The 17,268-nt window shown below is 70.4% G+C and carries 14 protein-coding genes and 1 other RNA gene; 6 read left to right on the forward strand and 9 right to left on the reverse strand.

What is annotated here, in order from left to right; translation table 11 throughout:
* The first annotated feature begins 7 nt into the window (after positions 1-7).
* Genes EBE87_RS20435 through EBE87_RS20445 form a run of 3 tightly spaced genes read left to right on the forward strand, consistent with a single transcriptional unit; the run spans position 8 to position 7,058 of the window.
* The gene (locus EBE87_RS20435) at positions 8-3,649 is read left to right on the forward strand and encodes a hydantoinase B/oxoprolinase family protein (protein WP_120640480.1); all 3,642 of its coding nucleotides are present in this window, start codon (positions 8-10) and stop codon (positions 3,647-3,649) included.
* The gene (locus EBE87_RS20440) at positions 3,649-6,558 is read left to right on the forward strand and encodes an AsmA family protein (RefSeq protein ID WP_122140068.1); all 2,910 of its coding nucleotides are present in this window, start codon (positions 3,649-3,651) and stop codon (positions 6,556-6,558) included. Before EBE87_RS20435 ends, EBE87_RS20440 begins: the two co-directional genes overlap by 1 nt.
* Complete coding sequence (locus EBE87_RS20445) at positions 6,555-7,058, forward strand: GNAT family N-acetyltransferase (protein ID WP_120641261.1); 504 nt, start codon at positions 6,555-6,557, stop codon at positions 7,056-7,058. The genes EBE87_RS20440 and EBE87_RS20445 overlap by 4 nt, the downstream gene beginning before the upstream one ends.
* On the opposite strand, the gene EBE87_RS20450 is transcribed toward EBE87_RS20445, so the two are convergent.
* From EBE87_RS20450 to EBE87_RS20470, 5 genes are all read right to left on the reverse strand, one after another.
* Positions 7,055-7,288 (reverse strand): ribbon-helix-helix domain-containing protein, encoded by a 234-nt coding sequence (locus tag EBE87_RS20450; RefSeq protein WP_120641260.1) that lies wholly within the window; start codon positions 7,286-7,288, stop codon positions 7,055-7,057. The genes EBE87_RS20445 and EBE87_RS20450 overlap by 4 nt on opposite strands.
* Positions 7,289-7,442: 154 nt before the next feature.
* Positions 7,443-7,799 (reverse strand): hypothetical protein, encoded by a 357-nt coding sequence (locus tag EBE87_RS20455; RefSeq protein ID WP_122140067.1) that lies wholly within the window; start codon positions 7,797-7,799, stop codon positions 7,443-7,445.
* Positions 7,800-7,895: 96 nt separating this feature from the next.
* The gene (locus tag EBE87_RS20460; RefSeq protein ID WP_120640329.1) at positions 7,896-8,294 is read right to left on the reverse strand and encodes a VOC family protein; all 399 of its coding nucleotides are present in this window, start codon (positions 8,292-8,294) and stop codon (positions 7,896-7,898) included.
* The gene (locus EBE87_RS20465) at positions 8,294-8,695 is read right to left on the reverse strand and encodes a RidA family protein (protein ID WP_120640330.1); all 402 of its coding nucleotides are present in this window, start codon (positions 8,693-8,695) and stop codon (positions 8,294-8,296) included. Before EBE87_RS20465 ends, EBE87_RS20460 begins: the two co-directional genes overlap by 1 nt.
* A gap of 8 nt (positions 8,696-8,703) precedes the next feature.
* Positions 8,704-10,305, reverse strand: a complete 1,602-nt coding sequence (locus tag EBE87_RS20470) for a fumarate hydratase (RefSeq protein ID WP_120640336.1) — start codon at positions 10,303-10,305, stop codon at positions 8,704-8,706.
* Positions 10,306-10,608: 303 nt separating this feature from the next.
* On the opposite strand from EBE87_RS20470, the gene EBE87_RS20475 reads away from it, so the two are divergent.
* On the forward strand, positions 10,609-12,237 hold the full coding sequence (locus EBE87_RS20475) for a helicase HerA-like domain-containing protein (protein WP_120640331.1): 1,629 nt from the start codon (positions 10,609-10,611) through the stop codon (positions 12,235-12,237).
* 77 nt (positions 12,238-12,314) lie between these two features.
* Here EBE87_RS20475 and EBE87_RS20480 read toward each other — a convergent pair whose 3' ends face one another.
* The 4 genes from EBE87_RS20480 to EBE87_RS20495 form a co-directional block, all read right to left on the reverse strand.
* Positions 12,315-12,845 (reverse strand): SspB family protein, encoded by a 531-nt coding sequence (locus EBE87_RS20480; RefSeq protein ID WP_408887723.1) that lies wholly within the window; start codon positions 12,843-12,845, stop codon positions 12,315-12,317.
* A gap of 87 nt (positions 12,846-12,932) precedes the next feature.
* Positions 12,933-13,263, reverse strand: a transfer-messenger RNA (tmRNA) gene (ssrA, locus tag EBE87_RS20485).
* A 51-nt stretch (positions 13,264-13,314) separates the two neighbouring features.
* Positions 13,315-14,490: a M20 aminoacylase family protein gene (locus EBE87_RS20490; protein ID WP_120640333.1), complete on the reverse strand. Its 1,176-nt coding sequence runs from the start codon at positions 14,488-14,490 to the stop codon at positions 13,315-13,317.
* A 69-nt stretch (positions 14,491-14,559) separates the two neighbouring features.
* Positions 14,560-14,937 carry a winged helix-turn-helix transcriptional regulator gene (locus EBE87_RS20495; protein ID WP_120640334.1) on the reverse strand — a complete coding sequence of 126 codons (378 nt, stop codon included), beginning with the start codon at positions 14,935-14,937 and terminating at the stop codon, positions 14,560-14,562.
* A gap of 99 nt (positions 14,938-15,036) precedes the next feature.
* On the opposite strand from EBE87_RS20495, the gene EBE87_RS20500 reads away from it, so the two are divergent.
* Both EBE87_RS20500 and thyX read left to right on the forward strand, forming a co-directional pair.
* Positions 15,037-16,098 carry an SDR family oxidoreductase gene (locus EBE87_RS20500; RefSeq protein WP_120640337.1) on the forward strand — a complete coding sequence of 354 codons (1,062 nt, stop codon included), beginning with the start codon at positions 15,037-15,039 and terminating at the stop codon, positions 16,096-16,098.
* Between the two features lie 116 nt (positions 16,099-16,214).
* The gene (gene thyX, locus EBE87_RS20505; RefSeq protein WP_120640335.1) at positions 16,215-17,153 is read left to right on the forward strand and encodes an FAD-dependent thymidylate synthase; all 939 of its coding nucleotides are present in this window, start codon (positions 16,215-16,217) and stop codon (positions 17,151-17,153) included.
* Positions 17,154-17,268 lie beyond the last annotated feature (115 nt).

A 17,268-nucleotide genomic window follows, 5' to 3' on the forward strand; every position in this document is an offset into this window, starting at 1 on the left:
ATAACCAATGGGCGCGGCTGGCTGGCAGTTCTGGGTCGATCGGGGCGGTACCTTCACGGATATCGTGGCCCGCGACCCCGAGGGGCGGCTTTCCACCCGCAAGCTGCTCTCCGAGAACCCGGAGCGCTACCGCGACGCGGCGGTGGCGGGCATCCGCGCCTGCCTCGGCCTGCCGGAAGGCGCCGCCATTCCGCCGGGGATGGTGGAGGCCGTGAAGATGGGCACCACCGTTGCCACCAACGCGCTGCTGGAGCGCAAGGGCGAGCGGGTGCTGATGCTGGTCAACCACGGCTTCGCCGACATGGCACGCATCGGCAACCAGGCGCGGCCCCGGCTCTTCGACCTCGACATCAAGCTGCCGGAGCTGCTGCATGAGCAGGTGGCCGAGATCGGCGGCCGCATCGGCCCCGACGGCGCCGAGATCGCGCCGCTGGACGAGGCCGCCGCCCGCGCGGCGCTGGAAGCCGGCTTCGCCGCCGGCATCCGCGCCGTGGCCGTGGTGCTGATGCATGCCTGGACCTACCCGGCGCATGAGCAGCGGGTGGGCGAGATCGCGCGCGAGGTAGGCTTCACCCAGGTCAGCCTCAGCCACGAGGCCAGCCCGCTGCCGCGCATCGTGCCGCGCGGCGATACGGCGGTGGTGGATGCCTACCTCTCCCCGATCCTGCGCCGCTACGTGGAGCAGGTGGCGGGCGAGTTGCGCCCGGAAGCCGGGGGCGAGGCCGCGCGCCTGTATTTCATGCAGTCCTCCGGCGGGCTGACACTCGCAGAAAAATTCCAGGGCAAGGACGCCATCCTTTCCGGCCCGGCGGGCGGCATCGTCGGCGCCGCGCGCACGGCGGGCATGGCGGGGTTCGAGCGCATCATCGGCTTCGACATGGGCGGCACCTCCACCGACGTGGCGCTTTATGCCGGTGCCTTCGAGCGCGCCTTCGAGACGGTGGTGGCTGGCATCCGCATGCGGGCGCCGATGATGGCCATCAACACCGTCGCGGCCGGCGGCGGTTCTATTCTTCATTTCGACGGCGCCCGCTTCCGGGTGGGGCCGGCTTCCGCCGGTGCCGTGCCCGGCCCCGCCAGCTACCGCCGGGGCGGGCCGCTGACGGTGACGGATGCCAATGTCATGGTGGGCAAGATCCAGCCCGCCCAGTTCCCCGCCATCTTCGGCCCCGGCGGCGACCAGCCGCTGGATGCCGATGTGGTGCGGCAGAAATTCACTGCCATGGCCGCCGAGATTGCCGCCGCCACCGGCGAGGCGCCGCAGGACCCGCGCGCGGTGGCCGAGGGCTTCCTGCGCATCGCCGTGGCCAATATGGCGCATGCCATCAAGCAGGTCTCGATCCAGAAGGGCCACGACGCTACCCGCTTCGCCTTGCAGTGCTTCGGCGGTGCCGGCGGCCAGCACGCCTGCCTGGTGGCGGATGAGCTGGGCATGGAGACGGTCTTCATCCATCCCTTTGCCGGCGTGCTCTCGGCCTATGGCATGGGGCTGGCGGACCAGAGCGTGATCGGCGAGGCGGCGGTGGAAACCCCGCTGCGGCCCGAGGGCATGGCGGAGCTGGCCGCCAGGCTGGACACCCTGGCCGAAGAGGGCCGTGCCGACCTGCTGGCCCAGGGCAACGACGCCGCCCGCCTGCGCGCCGAGCGCCGGCTGCACCTGCGCTATGCCGGCACCGACAGCTTCCTGCCCGTGCCCTTCGGCGAGCATGACGCGGTGCTGGAAGCCTTCACGGAAGCGCATCGCCGCCGCTTCGGCTTCGCCACGCCGGAGCGCCCGGTGGTGGTGGAAGCCTGCGTGGTGGAAAGCATCGCCGAGGGGGAGGCCGTGGCCGAGCCCAGGTTGCCGCCGCGCCCGGCGGACGAGAGACCCGCGCCCCTGGCCACCGTGCCGCTCTTCACCGCCGGCGCCGAGCATGCCGCGCCGGTCTTCGACCGCGACACGCTGCTGGCCGGCGACCGCATTCCCGGCCCGGCGCTGATTCGCGAGGCCATCGCCACTACCGTGGTGGAGCCCGGCTGGACCGCCGAGGTCACGCCGCTGAACCATCTGGTGCTGCGCCGCACCGCCGCCCGCGCCAATGCCGCGGTGGCCGATGCCAGCAAGCCGGACCCGGTGCTGCTGGAGCTGTTCAACAACCTCTTCATGAGCATCGCCGAGCAGACCGGCACGGTGCTGCAGAACACCTCGCTCTCGGTCAACATCAAGGAAAGGCTGGATTTCTCCTGCGCGCTCTTTGATGCGGAGGGCCGGCTGGTGGCCAATGCGCCGCATGTGCCCGTGCATCTGGGCGCCATGGGGGAAAGCGTGCGCACCGTCATCCGTACGCGCGGCGCCACCCTGAAGCCCGGCGACGTGGTGGCGCTGAACAACCCCTATAACGGCGGCACGCATCTGCCGGACATCACCGTCATCACGCCGGTCTTTGACGAGGCCGGGACGGAAATCCTGTTCTTTGTCGGCTCACGCGGCCACCATGCCGATATCGGCGGGCTGACTCCAGGCTCCACCCCGCCCGAATCCAGAACGCTGGAGGAGGAGGGCGTCGTTATCGACGATTTCCTGCTGGTGGATGGCGGCACGATCCGCGAGGCCGAGTTCCGCGCCCTGCTGTCTGGTGCCAAATACCCGGCCCGCAGCCCGGACGTGAATGTCGCCGACATCAAGGCGCAGATCGCCGCCAACGAGACCGGCGTGCAGGAATTGCAGCGGGCCGTGCGCGCCTTCGGGCTGGATACCGTGCGCGCCTATATGCGCCACGTGATGGACAATGCGGAGGAAAGCGTCCGCGCCGCCATTGAGAAGCTCTCCGACGGCAGCTTCACCTACACCATGGATGACGGCCGCCCCCTGAAGGTGGCCGTGCGGGTGGACCGCGCCCGCCGCAGCGCCACCATCGACTTCACCGGCACCGGCGAGCAGAGCCCCGGCAATTTCAACGCGCCCCCGGCCGTGCTGCGCGCCGTGGTGCTCTACTGCTTCCGCTGCCTCGTCGGCGGCGACATCCCGCTGAACGACGGCTGCCTGGTGCCGCTGGAGATCGTGTTGCCGGAGGGCACCTTCCTCTCGCCGCGCCCTGGCGCCGCCGTGGTGGCGGGCAATACCGAGGTCTCCCAGGCCGCGTGCAACGCGCTGCTGGCGGCGCTGGATGCCTGCGCCAGCGCCCAGGCCACCATGAACAACCTGCTCTTCGGCGATGACCGCTACCAGTATTACGAGACGGTCTGCGGCGGCGTCGGCGCCGGGCCGGGCTTCAACGGCGCCTCGGCCGTGCAGACCCACATGACCAATACCCGCATGACGGATGCCGAGATCCTGGAGCTGCGCTATCCGGTGCGGCTGGAGGAATTCTCCATCCGCCGTGGCTCCGGCGGTGCCGGGCAGTGGCATGGCGGGGATGGCGTGCGCCGGCGCATCCGCTTCCTGCGGCCGATGCAGGCCATTGTCGTCGCTTCCCGCCGGGAGGTGCCGCCGCATGGGCTGCATGGCGGCGCCCCCGGCGCCCCGGGCCGGCAATGGGTGGAACGGCTGGACGGCACCGTGCAGGAGATGGGCGGCCGCGACCGCGCCGAACTCGCCGCCGGCGAGGTGCTGGGGCTGGAGACCCCCGGCGGCGGCGGCTGGGGCCGTGAGGGAGACCGCGCCATCTGATGCCCTGGCCTCGTCGCATCGCGCTCGGGCTGCTGGTGGCGCTGCCGGTGCTGCTGGCGGCGGCGCTGTGGTTCGGCCCGCGCCTGACCGACTGGAACACCCACCGGGACCGGCTGGCCATCCTGGCCGCCGGGCGGCTGGGCCAGCCGGTGATGCTGACCGGGCCGGTGAAGCTGGCGCTGCTGCCGCAGCCGATGCTGGAGGCCGATGGCGTCATCATCGGCGAATTGCAGGGCGGCGGGCCGGAGGGCGGCCTGTCTATCCAGGCGCGCGCGCTGCGGCTGCGGCTGGACCTGGGCGCGCTGCTGCGCCTGCAACTGGAACCGCGCGAGGTGGTGCTGGTGGGCGCCGAGATCCGGCTGCCCTGGCCGCCGACCTCCGGCCAGCCCTTCCGCCCGCCGCCCTGGCTGACCGGGCTGCGCGGCCGCATCGAGGACAGCCGCATCATCATCGGCAATGTGCCGCTGGAGGATGTGACGGCGGAACTGGCCGCCGGCAGCGCCACCGATGCCCTGCGCATCGACGGCCGCTTCCGCTGGCGCAACCTGGACGCCACCTTCAACACCGTCCTCGGCCGTCCCGGATGGGACGATGCCGCGCCGCTGGACCTGACGGTGGCGGCGGCCAAGGCCTCGTTCTCCGCCAGCGGCGTGCTGCTGCCGGAAGGCGGCTTCGAGGGCACCATCCAGGGCGGCGGCAGCGACCTCGCGGCGCTGGTGCCCGGCCCCGGCGGCGCCTTCCGGCTGCGCGGCGCGCTCTCGGCCTCGGCGGACCTGCTGACCGCCAGCGACCTGACCCTGGACCTGGGCGGCAGCCCGGCGCGCGGCGCCGCCACGCTGCGCCTCGCGCCGGTGCCCCGGCTGGACCTGGCGCTGGTCACCGGCCGGGTGGTGCTGGACCCCTGGGTGGCGGCGCTGCGCAATGCCTCGGCCCCCAGCCTGCCCTTCGGCATCGATCTCTCGGCCGAGGCGGCGACGCTGCGCGGCATCACCCTGCGCCGGCTGCGCGCCGCCGCCTTCGTGGAAGGCGATCGGCTGACGCTCTCCGACGTGTCCGCCATCCTGCCGGGCGATACCGAGATCGAGATGTCCGGTGCCACCACCGGGCGGCTGCGGGAAAGCACGAGCAAGCTGGAAGCCGCCATCCGCTTCCGCGGCAGCGCGCTCCGCACCACGCTGCTGGCCCTGGGCGCGCAGCTTGATGCCACGGACCCGACCCTGCTGCGCCAGGGCGAGGGCCGCATGCGGCTGGTGCTGGAGGAATCCCAGGTCGCCATGCCGGAATTCACCGCCACCATCGATGGTGCGCGGATCTCCGGCGCGGGGGTGCTGCGCTTCGGGGCGCGGCCGGCGCTGGGCCTGGGCCTGACCTTCGACCGGCTGGACCTGGATAACTGGCTGCCGCAGCACCTCGACCTGATGGCCATGGCCACCCGCAACCCCGGCTGGGACGCCAACCTGCGCCTGAATGCCGAGCGGGCGAGCTGGCGCGACCTGGCCATGGAGCGCCTGTCCGTCGATGCAGCCATGGAGGCCGGGCGGCTGACGGCGCGCCGCGTCGCCGCCCGCATCGCCAGGGCCGAGGTGGCGCTGAGCGGCATGCTGGCCCCCGGCGCCGCCAATGCCCCGCCGCGCCTGACCGACATGGCGCTGGAGGTGACGGCGCCGGTGGCCCGCCCGCTGCTGGCCTTCCTGCCCGGCACCTGGGACGAGACCGCGCCCATCACCACGCAGCCGCTGGCGCTGCGGCTGTCCGCCAATGGGGCGCTGAACGCCCTGGCGGTGCGCGGCGGGCTGGACCTGGGCGATGCGCGGGTGGAGGCCAATGGCACGCTGGACGCGCTGGCGCCGCGCTATGCCGGCATCCTGACCCTGCGCCACCCCGGCGCCCAGCGCCTGCTGGCCGAGGCGCTGGGCAGCAAGCCGCCCTTGTGGCTGGGGGAGGGATCGCTGTCGCTGATCGCCAACCTCCAGGCCACGCGCTCCGGTGGGCAGCTGGAGACTTTCGACCTCGTGGCTGGCGAGATGCGGCTGGGCGGGCAGCTCGGCCTGGCCCTGGCCCCCGCGGCGCGGCCGCGCCTGACCGGTCGGCTGCAGGCCGAGCGCCTGCCGCTGCCCGCCCCGGCCGGTGGTGAGGAACCGCTGGTGCTCTGGCCGCTGGGGCTGGTGGATGCCGACCTGACGCTCCAGGCCGCGCGCGCCATGCCGCCCCTGCTGCCGCCGCTGGAGCAGCTCTCGACCGGCCTGCGGCTGAACGGTGGCATCCTGCAACTGGACCAGCTCCAGGCCCTGCTGCGCGGCGGCAAGCTGGAAGGCGGAGCCGTGGTCGATACCACGGCCTCCCCCCCGGTCATGACGACGGAGCTGCGGCTGAACGGCATCGGGCTGGAGGCACCGCCGCCCGGATTGCCGCTGAGCCTGGTGTCCGGGCAGTTGGATGGCGAGATGTCGCTGCGCGCCACCGGCCACAGCCCCGCCGCGCTGCTGGCCGGGCTGGAAGGCGCGGCGCGCCTGAGCGTGCGGGGCGGCGTGCTGGCGGGCACCGATCTCAATGCCGCCCTGCGCGCCGCGGCCCAGACCGGTACGGGCGCCGAGGCGGCGCTGCGCGCGGCGCTGGCCGAGGGCACCACCGGCTTCGACCGCCTGGACGCCAAGCTGCGGCTGCAGGCCGGGCGCGCGGTGATCGAGCAGGCCAGCCTTTCCCTGGGCGAGCAGGCGATGGCCAGCGTGCGGGGGGAGGTGGACCTGGCACATGGCAGCATCGACCTCTCCCTGTGGCTGGCGCCGCCGGAAGGGCCGGAACTGGGCCTGCGCCTGACCGGCCCGCTGCGGCAGCCGCGCCGGCTGCTGGATATCGCCGACTGGCTGCGCTGGCGGGCGGAACAGCCGCGCGCCGCCACCACGCCATGATCACGCTGCACCCTGTGACGCGGCAGGACGCGCCGGCGCTGATCCGCGCCAATGCCGCCAGCCGCGCCCACCATGCCCCCTGGGCCTATCCCTTCACCGACGAGGCAGGCTTCGATGCCTGGTTCGCGCAGATCCTGACCGGCCCGAATGTCTCGCTGCTGGCGCGGGAGGCTGCCTCGGGCGGGATCGTGGGCGTGGTGAATATCAGCCAGATCGTCGCGGGTGCCTTCCACAGCGCCTTTCTCGGCTACTACGGCATGGCGGGCTTCGGCGGGCGCGGGCTGATGACGGAAGCGGTGCGCCAGGCGGCGCGGCACGCTTTCCAGCGCCTGGGCCTGCACCGGCTCGAAGCCAATATCCAGCCGGGCAACACAGCGTCCATTGCCTTGGTAAAGCGCCTGGGCTTCCGCCTGGAAGGCTTTTCCCCGCAATACCTCAAGGTCGGCGGGGAATGGCGGGACCACGAACGCTGGGCCGCCTTCGAGTCGGACCTGCGCTAGCGGGATTCCAGCGCATGGACGCGCAGGGCGCTGGCCAGCGGGATATCCGCCTCCAGCCGCGCCTCGTCCACCGCCTGCACCAGCCGCGCCAGGGATTGCCCACGGGCGGCAGCCAGCTTCTCCAGCGCGCTCCAGAAGGCAGGCTCCAGCGCCACGCTGGTCCGGTGGCCGGCCAGCGAGAAGGAGCGCTTTTCCAGATGCGCGCCTGTCACCTCAGCGACCCGTTGCATGGGCCGCGCGGGCGCGGAGGCTGTCGGATTCGGTGCTGCTGGTCATTGGATGGGCCTTGGTGGGGTCTCCTGGCCCATGGAGAAAGGGCGGTGGAGCCCTGAAAAGCAACACCCCCGGGAAGGGCTTCCCAGGGGTGTTCCGAAGCTGGTCCGCTTACCAGGCGTAATAGCGCGGCGGCGGTGGGGATGGCGCGTAATACACGCGGGGCGGAGGCGGCGCGTAATACGCGCGGGGCGGCGGTGGCGGCGCGTAATAAGCCACTGGCGGGGCATAATAGACCGGCGGCGGGGGCGGCGCGTAGTAGACCGGCGGCGGGGGCGGGGCAGCCTGCGCGGCACCGGCCACAAGGGCGCCGACCGCCAGGCCACCGATGATGCCAGCGGCCACGGCGCCACCGCTCGGGCCGCGCCGGTGCCAGCCATGGGCCTCGGCGGCGGGCGAGGCCGCCAGCAGCGCCACGCCGGTCAGGCCAGCCAGGGCCGCGGTACGCAGGCCGTTGAAGAACTTCATGTCACCCTCCTGGGCTCTACGAACGCCAGTATAGATGGGATTCGTGCCGGATTATGGCAAGCCAAGGGTAAGATGGTGGTCAAGGTACCGCCAGCCTTATCGGCTGTAGGTGGAGATCTCGATCAGGTTACCGTCCGGGTCGCGGCAATAGACCGAGGTGATCGGCCCCAGGGCGCCCACCTTGGGGGCGGGCCCGTCCACGATGGTCACGCCGCATTCGCGCAGGTGGGTGGCGATATCCTCGCCCGCCACGGCCACCACGAAGCAGAGGTCCATGGTGCCGACCTGCGCGTTATGGCCGCTGGACCAGTCCGCCTGGTCGGAGGCCGCTGGGCGCAGGTTGATCTTTTGGCCGCCGAAGCGCAGCGCGGTGCGCCGCTTCTCGCCGAAGGCCTCACGCTCCATCCCCAGCACCCGCTGGTACCAGGAGGCCGAGATTTCCACGTCCCGGCAGGTAATGACCAGATGGTCCAGCCGGTCCACCGAAAAGCGCATCAGACAGCATCTCCCTGCCGCCGGCTGCGCCGGGCGGTGACCTGGATCTCGATCTTCATGGCCTCGTCCATCAGCCCTGCGACCAGCAGCGTGGCCGCCGGACGGGCGCGGCCCAGCCACTTGCGGGTAACCGGCCAGCAGGCCGGCCATTCCGCCCGGTCCGGCACGATGTAGGTGACGCGCACCACGTCATCCATCGTCGCGCCGGCCTCGCGCAGCGCCGCATCGATATTGGCGAAGCAGCGCTCGCACTGCGCCACCATGCCCTCGGCTAGGGTCATGGTAGTGTAGTCGTAGCCGGTCGTGCCGGAGACGAAGATGTCATCCCCGTCCACCACTGCGCGGGAATAGCCGATCTCTTCCTCGAACCGGCTGCCCGAGCTGATGCGGCGGCGCTCCATGGCGGGCCTTATTCCAGCCCGTCGTAGAAGTCGTTGCCCTTGTCGTCCACCACGATGAAGGCGGGGAAGTCCTCCACCTCGATGCGCCAGACGGCTTCCATGCCGAGTTCCGGATATTCCAGCACCTCGACCTTCTTGATGCAGTCCTGCGCCAGCCGTGCGGCGGGGCCGCCGACGGAGCCGAGGTAGAAGCCGCCATGGGTCTTGCAGGCATTCCGCACGGCCTTGGAGCGGTTGCCCTTGGCCAGCATCACCAGGCTGCCGCCTGCGGCCTGGAAGCCTTCCACGTAGCTGTCCATGCGCCCGGCCGTGGTGGGGCCGAAGGAGCCGGTGGGCATGCCTTCCGGCGTCTTGGCCGGGCCCGCGTAATAGACCGGGTGGTCCTTGATGTATTGCGGCAGGCCCTCGCCACGGTCCAGCCGCTCCTGCAGCTTGGCATGGGCGATGTCGCGCGCCACCACGATGGTGCCGGTCAGGGAGACGCGGGTCTTGACCGGGTGCTGGCTCAGCGTGGCGCGGATGGCGTCCATCGGCTGGTTCAGGTCGATCTTGACCACCTCGCCGCCCAGGATCTCATCCGTGGTCTCGGGCAGGAAGCGGGCCGGGTCGTGCTCCAGCGCCTCGATGAACACGCCCTCGGGCGTGATCTTGGTCTTTACCTGCCGGTCGGCCGAGCAGGAGACGCCGATGCCGATGGGAAGGCTGGCGCCATGGCGCGGCAGGCGGATGACGCGCACGTCGTGGCAGAAATACTTGCCGCCGAACTGGGCGCCGATGCCCAGGTTCTGCGTCAGCTTGTGCACCTCGGCCTCCAGCTCCGGGTCGCGGATGCCGTGGCCGGCCTTGCTGCCCTGGGTCGGCAGCTCGTCCAGGTAGCGGGTGGAGGCCAGCTTCACCGTCTTCAGCGTCGTCTCGGCCGAGGTGCCGCCGATGACGATGGCGAGGTGGTAGGGCGGGCAGGCGCTGGTGCCCAGCGACTTGATCTTGTCTTCCAGGAAGGCCAGCAGCTTCGGCTTGTTCAGCACCGCGCGGGTCTGCTGGAACAGGAAGGTCTTGTTGGCCGAGCCGCCGCCCTTCAGCACGAACATCATGTGGAACTCGTCCGCATGGTGGTCGCCGGGGGAGGCGTAGATGTCGAACTGCACCGGCAGGTTGTTGCCGGTGTTCACCTCGTCGAAGGTGGTCAGCGGCGCCATCTGCGAATAGCGCAGGTTGGTCTCGGTATAGGTGCGGTGGACGCCGTAGCTCAGCGCCTCCTCCTCATCGCCCTCGACCCAGACGCGCTGGCCCTTCTTGCCGAAGACGATGGCGGTGCCGGTGTCCTGGCACATGGGCAGCACGCCGCCGGCGGCGATGGAGGCGTTCTTCAGCAGGTCCAGCGCCACAAAGCGGTCGTTGGCGCTCGCCTCCGGGTCCTTCAGGATGTTGGAGAGCTGCTGCAGGTGGCCGGGGCGCAGGTAGTGGGAGACCTCGCGGCAGGCGGTGAAGGCGAGTTCCTCCAGCGCCTTGGGGGAGACCTTCAGGACCGTCTGGCCCTCGACCTGCACGGTGCGGACGCCGGGGATGTCCAGCTTGCGCCAGACCGTCTTGTCCTCCCCCAGCGGCAGCATGGGGGAATAGGTGAAGCCCTTGCTGCGCTGCGAGACCGGGGTGCCGGCGTCCGTATCCTGGATCGGCGTGTCGGCCAGCGGCGCGGCCGCCTCGGCGGGAGAAGGGGCGTGGTCAGGAGTCATCGGGCGCGCTCCGGCAGGAGGAGGATCGGAAGGGTCCCGGCGCGGCCAGGCAGGGCAGCGTCGCTGAAGCGCTGGAGGTAGCGCAGCGCGGGCCCGAAGCCAACCCGGCCCTGGCGCGCCTGTCTTTGAATGGACAGCGCCGCCGCAGGCGCGCTTGCTGTTGCGAGAGGAGAACCATCCATGGCGATGCAACCAGATGCAATCCTGCTCGGGGCCGCAGGCACCAGCCCGCAATGGCTGCAACTGAAGCTGGCCAACCGGCACGGGCTGGTCGCCGGTGCCACCGGCACCGGCAAGACCATCACGCTGCAGGTCATGGCGGAGGCCTTCTCCCGCGCCGGGGTGCCGGTCTTCTGCGCCGACATCAAGGGCGACCTGGCAGGCATCAGCCAGCCCGGCACCGTCAACCTGAAGGTGGAGAAACGGGCCGCCGCCACGGGTGTCGAGGATTTCGTCTACGAGGGCGCGCCCGTGGTCTTCTGGGATGTCTTCGGCGAGCAGGGGCACCCGATCCGCGCCACGGTCTCGGAAATGGGGCCGCTGCTGCTTTCCCGCCTGCTGGAGTTGAACGACACGCAGGAAGGCGTGCTGAACATCGCCTTCGCCCTGGCCGATGACGAAGGGCTGCTGCTGCTGGACTTCAAGGACCTGCGCGCCATCCTGGCCTATGTCGCGGAACGGGCGGCGGAACTTTCGGCCCATTACGGCAACGTCAGCAAGTCCACCATCGGCGCCATCCAGCGTCGTTTGCTGGTGCTGGAACAGCAGGGCGCCGAGCATTTCTTCGGCGAGCCGGCGCTGGCGCTGGACGACCTGATGCTGCTGACCCCGGACGGGCGCGGCGCCGTGAACGTGCTGGCCGCCGACAAGCTGGTGCAGAGCCCGCGGCTCTACGCCACCTTCCTGCTCTGGATGCTGTCCGAGCTGTTCGAGGAGCTGCCCGAGGTCGGCGACCTGGACAAGCCCAAGCTGGTCTTCTTCTTTGACGAGGCGCATCTGCTGTTCAAGGATGCCCCCAAGCCCCTGCTGGACAAGGTGGAGCAGGTGGTGCGGCTGATCCGCTCCAAGGGTGTCGGTGTTTACTTCGTCACGCAGAACCCGCTGGATGTGCCGGCCGCGGTCCTGGGGCAGCTCGGCAACCGGGTGCAGCACGCGCTGCGCGCCTTCACGCCCAGTGACCAGCGGGCCGTCCGCGCCGCCGCCGAGACCTTCCGCGCCAATCCCGCCTTCTCCACCGAGGCCGCCATCACGCAGCTGGAGGTGGGCGAGGCACTGGTTTCCACCCTGCAGCCCGGCGGCGTCCCCAGCATGGTGGAGCGCACCCGCATCCGCCCGCCGCAGTCGCGCATGGGCACGATCACGGAGCAGGAGCGCGCCGCCACCCTGGCGGCAAGCCCGCTGCGCGGCCGCTACGACACCGCCGAGGACCGCGATTCAGCTTACGAGATGCTGCAGCAGCGGGCCGGCACGGCGGTGGCGGACCCAAGCCCCCATTCGCCCTGGGGGACAGCCGGGGCCCAGCCCGCGCCGGTGCGGCAGGGCAGCCCCTGGGGCAATGGCGGCATGGCGCCGCCGCCCGCCGCCCGTCCGAGAACGGCCAAGGTGGCGCGGGGCAGCCGGCAGGCGCCCCAGCAAAGCGGGGGCGGGGCCGGGGGAATGCTGTCGGAGATCCTGATGGGCAGCGGCCGGCGTCAGGGCGCGGCGGAGGCCCTGGCGAAATCCGTGGTGCGGAGCGTCGGCTCGCAGCTCGGCGGCCAGGTGGGACGCGCGCTGGTGCGTGGCGTCCTGGGCTCGCTGTTGAAGCGCTGAGGCCACCGGGCCGCTCCGTGCCACGTTGGCGGTGGTGGAACGGCCGGGCCCCGCTTCAGCGGCGTTGGTGGCTCGCTTCAGTCCCGCGCGGGGCGGCGGCGGAAGGCGTCCAGGCTGACCACCTGGGCCGGCCCCTCGGCCTCGGCTTCCTTCTCGCCTTCCTCGGCCGGGGCCGGGGCCGGGGAGAGGGGAAGGGTGTCGGGCACGTCCAGGATGTCCTCGGCCGCCTCGGGCGGGCCGAAGCGCAGGCCGACGCGGACATAAGGGTCCCAGAAGGCCGTCATGCTGCTGATGGGAATGACCAGCTTGGCCGGCACGCCGCCGAAGGACAGGCCGATGGAAACGGTCTGTGCCGCCCGGTCCACCTTCAGGTCCCAGAACTGGTGCTGGATGACGATGGTCATCTCTTCCGGGTAGCGCGCCTTGAGGTGCCCGGGGATCTGGACACCCGGGTGGTCGGTGCGGAAGGTCAGGTAGAAATGGTGGTCGCCGGGAAGGCCATGCGTTCCCACATGGTCCAGCGCGCGCAGCGCGACCTCACGCATCGCGTCCTCAGTCCAGCGATCGTAGGGCAGAAGGCTTTCAACCGGCTTCGTATCATCAGTCATCATGCAAAACCCCGGAGCGTGGCCAGAGTAGTGATCACGCGGCACCGCGGAAAGAGGCGGCGGCACGAAACCGTCGTTGGAAGCCGAAGTGGGGGGATTCTGTTGCCCGGTTCCCCCCGGACCGCGCTTACCTATTGTTAGGCAGCGAGCGCCATGGTCTCGCGACCATTATCGTTGGCACTTGTGATATAGCCCGATAACGGCGGTACAATGCCGGGCAAAAGGTAAGTCTTTACCACACGCGTCGAGACTGTTTCGTCCCCATGCCACCACCATACGATCCCTGGTGGTTTGATTGGTGGAGACGCCGGGCACTGCCCCCGGGTCCGCAATGCTTATTCCAAATACCGTTTATCGCCATAGCCACCCGAAGGTGAGCGAAACCAATATAGGGGCATGCGGGCCCGAAATCGAGGGGCCAGCGCTCAAATTCGCTTGGTTATGCTCTCGCCTGCCGTTCCGCCTGAAATCAGGCCTTTGGCAGCTGCGTCTCGACAATGCGGGCATAGAGCGCGGCGCCATAGGGCGTCGTCTCGTCGTTGAAGTTATAGGCCGGGTTGTGCGGCGTGGCGCCCGGGCCGTTGCCGACATGGATATAGGCGCCCGGCACCTTCTCCATCATGAAGGAGAAGTCCTCGGACCCCATGCCCGGCTCCTTGTTGCGGGCCACCTTCTCCTCGCCCACCAAACCGGCGGCGGCATCGGCGAAGGCGGTGGTCAGCTCGGGATCGTTGATCGTGGGGGCGAAGATCAGGCGGAAATCCAGCTCGGCGCTGCCGCCGAGGCCCGCCGCCACGCCCTCGGCCACCCGCCGCATGCCGTCCTCGATCTGCTGCGCCACCTCGCGCGAGAAGAAGCGGGCGGTGCCGGAGAGCGTGGCCGTGTCCGGGATGACATTATAGGCATCGCCGCCCTGGATCTTGGTGATGGAGATCACCGCCGGCTCGAAGGGCGAGACATTGCGGGCCACGACGGTCTGGATGGCAGTGGCGATCTGGCAGGCGGCGATCACCGGGTCCACGCTGACCTCCGGCCGCGCGCCATGGGCGCCCTTGCCATGCACCGTGATGTCGAAGAAGGCGCCGCCCGCGGCGGTGGCGCCGGGGCGGATGCCGTATTCGCCCACCGGCATGTTCGGGCGGTTGTGCATGCCGAAGATGGCATCGCAGGGGAAGCGGTCGAAGAGCCCGTCCTCCAGCATAGCGAGGGCGCCGCCGCAGCCTTCCTCGCCGGGCTGGAAGATGAAATGCACGGTGCCGTCGAAATTCTTGGTCTCCGCCAGGTACTTGGCGGCGCCCAGCAGCATGGTGGTATGGCCGTCATGGCCGCAGGCATGCATCTTGCCGGGCGTCTGGCTGGCATAGGGCAGGCCGGTTTTTTCCGTCATGGGCAGGGCGTCCATGTCCGCCCGCAGCCCCACGGCGCGGTTACCCTTGCCCGAGCGCAGCACGCCCACCACGCCCGTCTTGCCGACGCCGCGATGCACCTCGATGCCCCAGGATTCCAGCTTGTCGGCCACGATGCCGGCGGTGCGGTGCTCCTCCATCCCCAGCTCGGGATGGATGTGGAAATCATGGCGGATGGCGGTCAGCTCATCCTGGTAGCGGCGGATCTGGTCGATGGCGGAAGCGGGGGAGCCGGACATGTCTGCTGGATTCCTGCGTCGGTGGCGGCAGCCATGCAAACACCGGCCCGGCGCAGGGGCAAGCCGGCCTCAGCGCCGCGAGGTCGGGCGGCTGCGGAGCTGGTCCAGCGCATCGGCATTGTCGCGCCCCCAGGCGTAGAGCAGCTCCACCGGCTCGATGAAGCGGGTGCCGAGGGGCGTCAGCCGGTATTCCACGGCGGGGGGAATGGTACCCTGCACATGGCGCGTGACCAGCCCGCTGCCTTCCATCTCCCGCAGCGTCTGGGTCAGCATCTTCTTGGAGATGCCGGGCAGGCTGCGCTGCAGCACGCCTGTGCGCGCCGTGCCGCCATGGCGGGCGTGCAGGGTATGCAGGATCATGCTGGTCCATTTGGTGGAGAACAGCTCCAGCACGCGGCGCGGCGCGCAGTCCTCCCGCCATGCTTCTTCCTCGCTGCCCGGCCGCATGGTGGTTACCTCCTGGTGCCTATGTCCCTGATTGGTGCCGTCTAGAACCAGGGGCCGGCGCTGACTAGCTCAGGCGCCTTGAAGCGGATGGAGCATCTGATGGCTGGAACAGCACTGGTGGTGGGCGCGAGCGGGATCGTCGGCAGCGCGACGGCGTCGTTGCTGCAGGCGCGGGGATGGACGGTGCATGGGCTGGCCCGCCGGCCCGTCGATCAGCCCGGCGTGCATCCCGTGGCCGCCGACCTGCAGGACGCGGCCGGCACGGCGGCGGCGCTGGCGGATCTGCGGCCGGATGCCGTGTTCATCACCACCTGGCTGCGGCAGAAGACGGAGGCGGAGAATATCCGCGTCAATGCCGCCATGGTGCGCAACCTGCTGGACGCGCTGCGCCCGGGCGGCAGCACACAGCACGTGGCGCTGGTCACCGGCCTCAAGCACTACCTCGGCCCCTTCGAGGCCTACGGCAAGGGCAAGCTGCCCCAGACGCCGTTCCGCGAGGAACAGGGCCGGCTGGAGGTGGAGAACTTCTATTACGCGCAGGAGGACGAGGTCTTCGCCGCCGCCGCGCGCGACGGCTTTTCCTGGAGCATCCACCGCCCGCATACCGTGATCGGCAAGGCGGTGGGCAATGCCATGAACATGGGCACCACCCTGGCCGTCTATGCCACCCTCTGCCGCGAGACCGGACGGCCCTTCCGCTTCCCTGGATCGGCCGCGCAGTGGAACGGGCTGACGGACATGACGGATGCGCGGATCCTGGCGCAGCACCTGCTCTGGGCTGCCACCACGGAGGCGGCGCATAACGAAGCCTTCAACATCGTTAATGGCGATGTGTTCCGCTGGAGCTGGATGTGGGGCCGGATCGCCAACTGGTTCGGCATCGAGCCCGCGCCCTTCGACGGCACGCTGCGGCCCCTGGAGGAGCAGATGGCCGGCGATGCCCCGCTCTGGCGCCGCATCGCCGAGCGGGAAGGGCTGGCGGAACCCGATCTCGGCCGGCTTGCCTCGCCCTGGCATACTGATGCGGATCTCGGCCGCCCGATCGAGGTGGTGACCGACATGAGCAAGAGCCGCCGCCTCGGCTTCACCGCCTACCAGCCGACGGACGAGGCCTTCTTCGACCTCTTCGGCCAGCTCCGCGCCGACCGGCTCATTCCCTAGTCTGCATGGGCCGGGGCCGCTCGAACGGCCCCGGCTCAGCCCGGACCCGCGCCTTTTGCGCTAGTGCCGGCGCCCCCCAAAGGGTAATCCCACCGCCGGTTTGAGTGGGGGCGAGCATGGCACTGACGGACGCACAGCAGCAGGAACTGGCGGAGGCGAAAGCCGCCCGCTTCGAGACCCGCCGCCCCACCGTGCCGGCGCTGGAAGCCATGCTCTTCGAGCCCATCCCGCTGCTGGACCACGGCTTCATCCGCGTCATCGACTACATGGGCGACGACTCGGCGGTGGTGCAGGCGGCGCGCGTCTCCTACGGCCGTGGCACCAAGGCGGTGAGCGAGGACCGCGGGCTGATCCGCTACCTGATGCGGCACTGGCACTCCACGCCCTTCGAGATGTGCGAGATCAAGTTCCACGTGAAGCTGCCGATCTTCGTGGCGCGGCAGTGGATCCGCCACCGCATGGCGAATGTGAACGAGTATTCGGCCCGGTATTCCGTCATGGACCGGGAATTCTACATCCCGGCGCCGGAGCAGCTCGCGGCGCAATCCGCCTCCAACCGCCAGGGGCGGGGCGAGGTGCTGGCCGGCGAGGACGCGGCCCGCGTCATGGACCTGCTGCGCCAGGATGCCACCACCGCCTACGACCACTACATCGAGATGCTGAACGAGGATGAATCCGGCGCCGTCATGGACCCGGGCCGGCAGGGGCTGGCGCGGGAACTGGCGCGGATGAACCTGACGCTGAACACCTATACCCAGTGGTACTGGAAGACCGACCTCCATAACCTGATGAACTTCCTGCGCCTGCGCGCCGACGCGCATGCCCAGTACGAGATCCGGGTCTATGCCGAGGCGATGCTGCGGGTGCTGGAGGCCTGGGTGCCGGCGGTCTCCGAGGCCTTCCGCGACTATCGCCTGGGCGCCGTGACGCTGTCCGCCCAGATGCTGGACATCACCCGCCGCCTACTGGCGGGCGAGGCGGTGGACCAGGCCGGCACCGGCCTGTCCAAGCGCGAATGGCGCGAGCTGATGGTGATGCTGGGCCGGGAGGCCTGAGCCCTGGCCGCCGCGCCCCGCAGCAACCCCGCCGCCGCAACCAAGCCCGCGCGTGCCCCCCGGGCGGCGGCGCGCGGCAGCGGCAAGGGCCGGGCGCCCAAGCGCTCGGAACGCT

Source organism: Teichococcus wenyumeiae (assembly GCF_003696345.1).
Lineage (GTDB): Bacteria > Pseudomonadota > Alphaproteobacteria > Acetobacterales > Acetobacteraceae > Pseudoroseomonas > Pseudoroseomonas wenyumeiae.

What these genes read in the sequence shown, in the direction of transcription:
- EBE87_RS20435 (WP_120640480.1), top strand. Translation starts at nt 8, where the DNA reads ATGGGCGCGGCTGGCTGGCAGTTCTGGGTCGATCGGGGCGGTACCTTC.
- EBE87_RS20440 (WP_122140068.1), top strand. Translation starts at nt 3,649, where the DNA reads ATGCCCTGGCCTCGTCGCATCGCGCTCGGGCTGCTGGTGGCGCTGCCG.
- EBE87_RS20445 (WP_120641261.1), top strand. Translation starts at nt 6,555, where the DNA reads ATGATCACGCTGCACCCTGTGACGCGGCAGGACGCGCCGGCGCTGATC.
- EBE87_RS20450 (WP_120641260.1), bottom strand. Translation starts at nt 7,288, where the DNA reads ATGCAACGGGTCGCTGAGGTGACAGGCGCGCATCTGGAAAAGCGCTCC.
- EBE87_RS20455 (WP_122140067.1), bottom strand. Translation starts at nt 7,799, where the DNA reads ATGAAGTTCTTCAACGGCCTGCGTACCGCGGCCCTGGCTGGCCTGACC.
- EBE87_RS20460 (WP_120640329.1), bottom strand. Translation starts at nt 8,294, where the DNA reads ATGCGCTTTTCGGTGGACCGGCTGGACCATCTGGTCATTACCTGCCGG.
- EBE87_RS20465 (WP_120640330.1), bottom strand. Translation starts at nt 8,695, where the DNA reads ATGGAGCGCCGCCGCATCAGCTCGGGCAGCCGGTTCGAGGAAGAGATC.
- EBE87_RS20470 (WP_120640336.1), bottom strand. Translation starts at nt 10,305, where the DNA reads ATGCTGCCGCTGGGGGAGGACAAGACGGTCTGGCGCAAGCTGGACATC.
- EBE87_RS20475 (WP_120640331.1), top strand. Translation starts at nt 10,609, where the DNA reads ATGGCGATGCAACCAGATGCAATCCTGCTCGGGGCCGCAGGCACCAGC.
- EBE87_RS20480 (WP_408887723.1), bottom strand. Translation starts at nt 12,845, where the DNA reads ATGACTGATGATACGAAGCCGGTTGAAAGCCTTCTGCCCTACGATCGC.
- EBE87_RS20490 (WP_120640333.1), bottom strand. Translation starts at nt 14,490, where the DNA reads ATGTCCGGCTCCCCCGCTTCCGCCATCGACCAGATCCGCCGCTACCAG.
- EBE87_RS20495 (WP_120640334.1), bottom strand. Translation starts at nt 14,937, where the DNA reads ATGCGGCCGGGCAGCGAGGAAGAAGCATGGCGGGAGGACTGCGCGCCG.
- EBE87_RS20500 (WP_120640337.1), top strand. Translation starts at nt 15,037, where the DNA reads ATGGCTGGAACAGCACTGGTGGTGGGCGCGAGCGGGATCGTCGGCAGC.
- thyX (WP_120640335.1), top strand. Translation starts at nt 16,215, where the DNA reads ATGGCACTGACGGACGCACAGCAGCAGGAACTGGCGGAGGCGAAAGCC.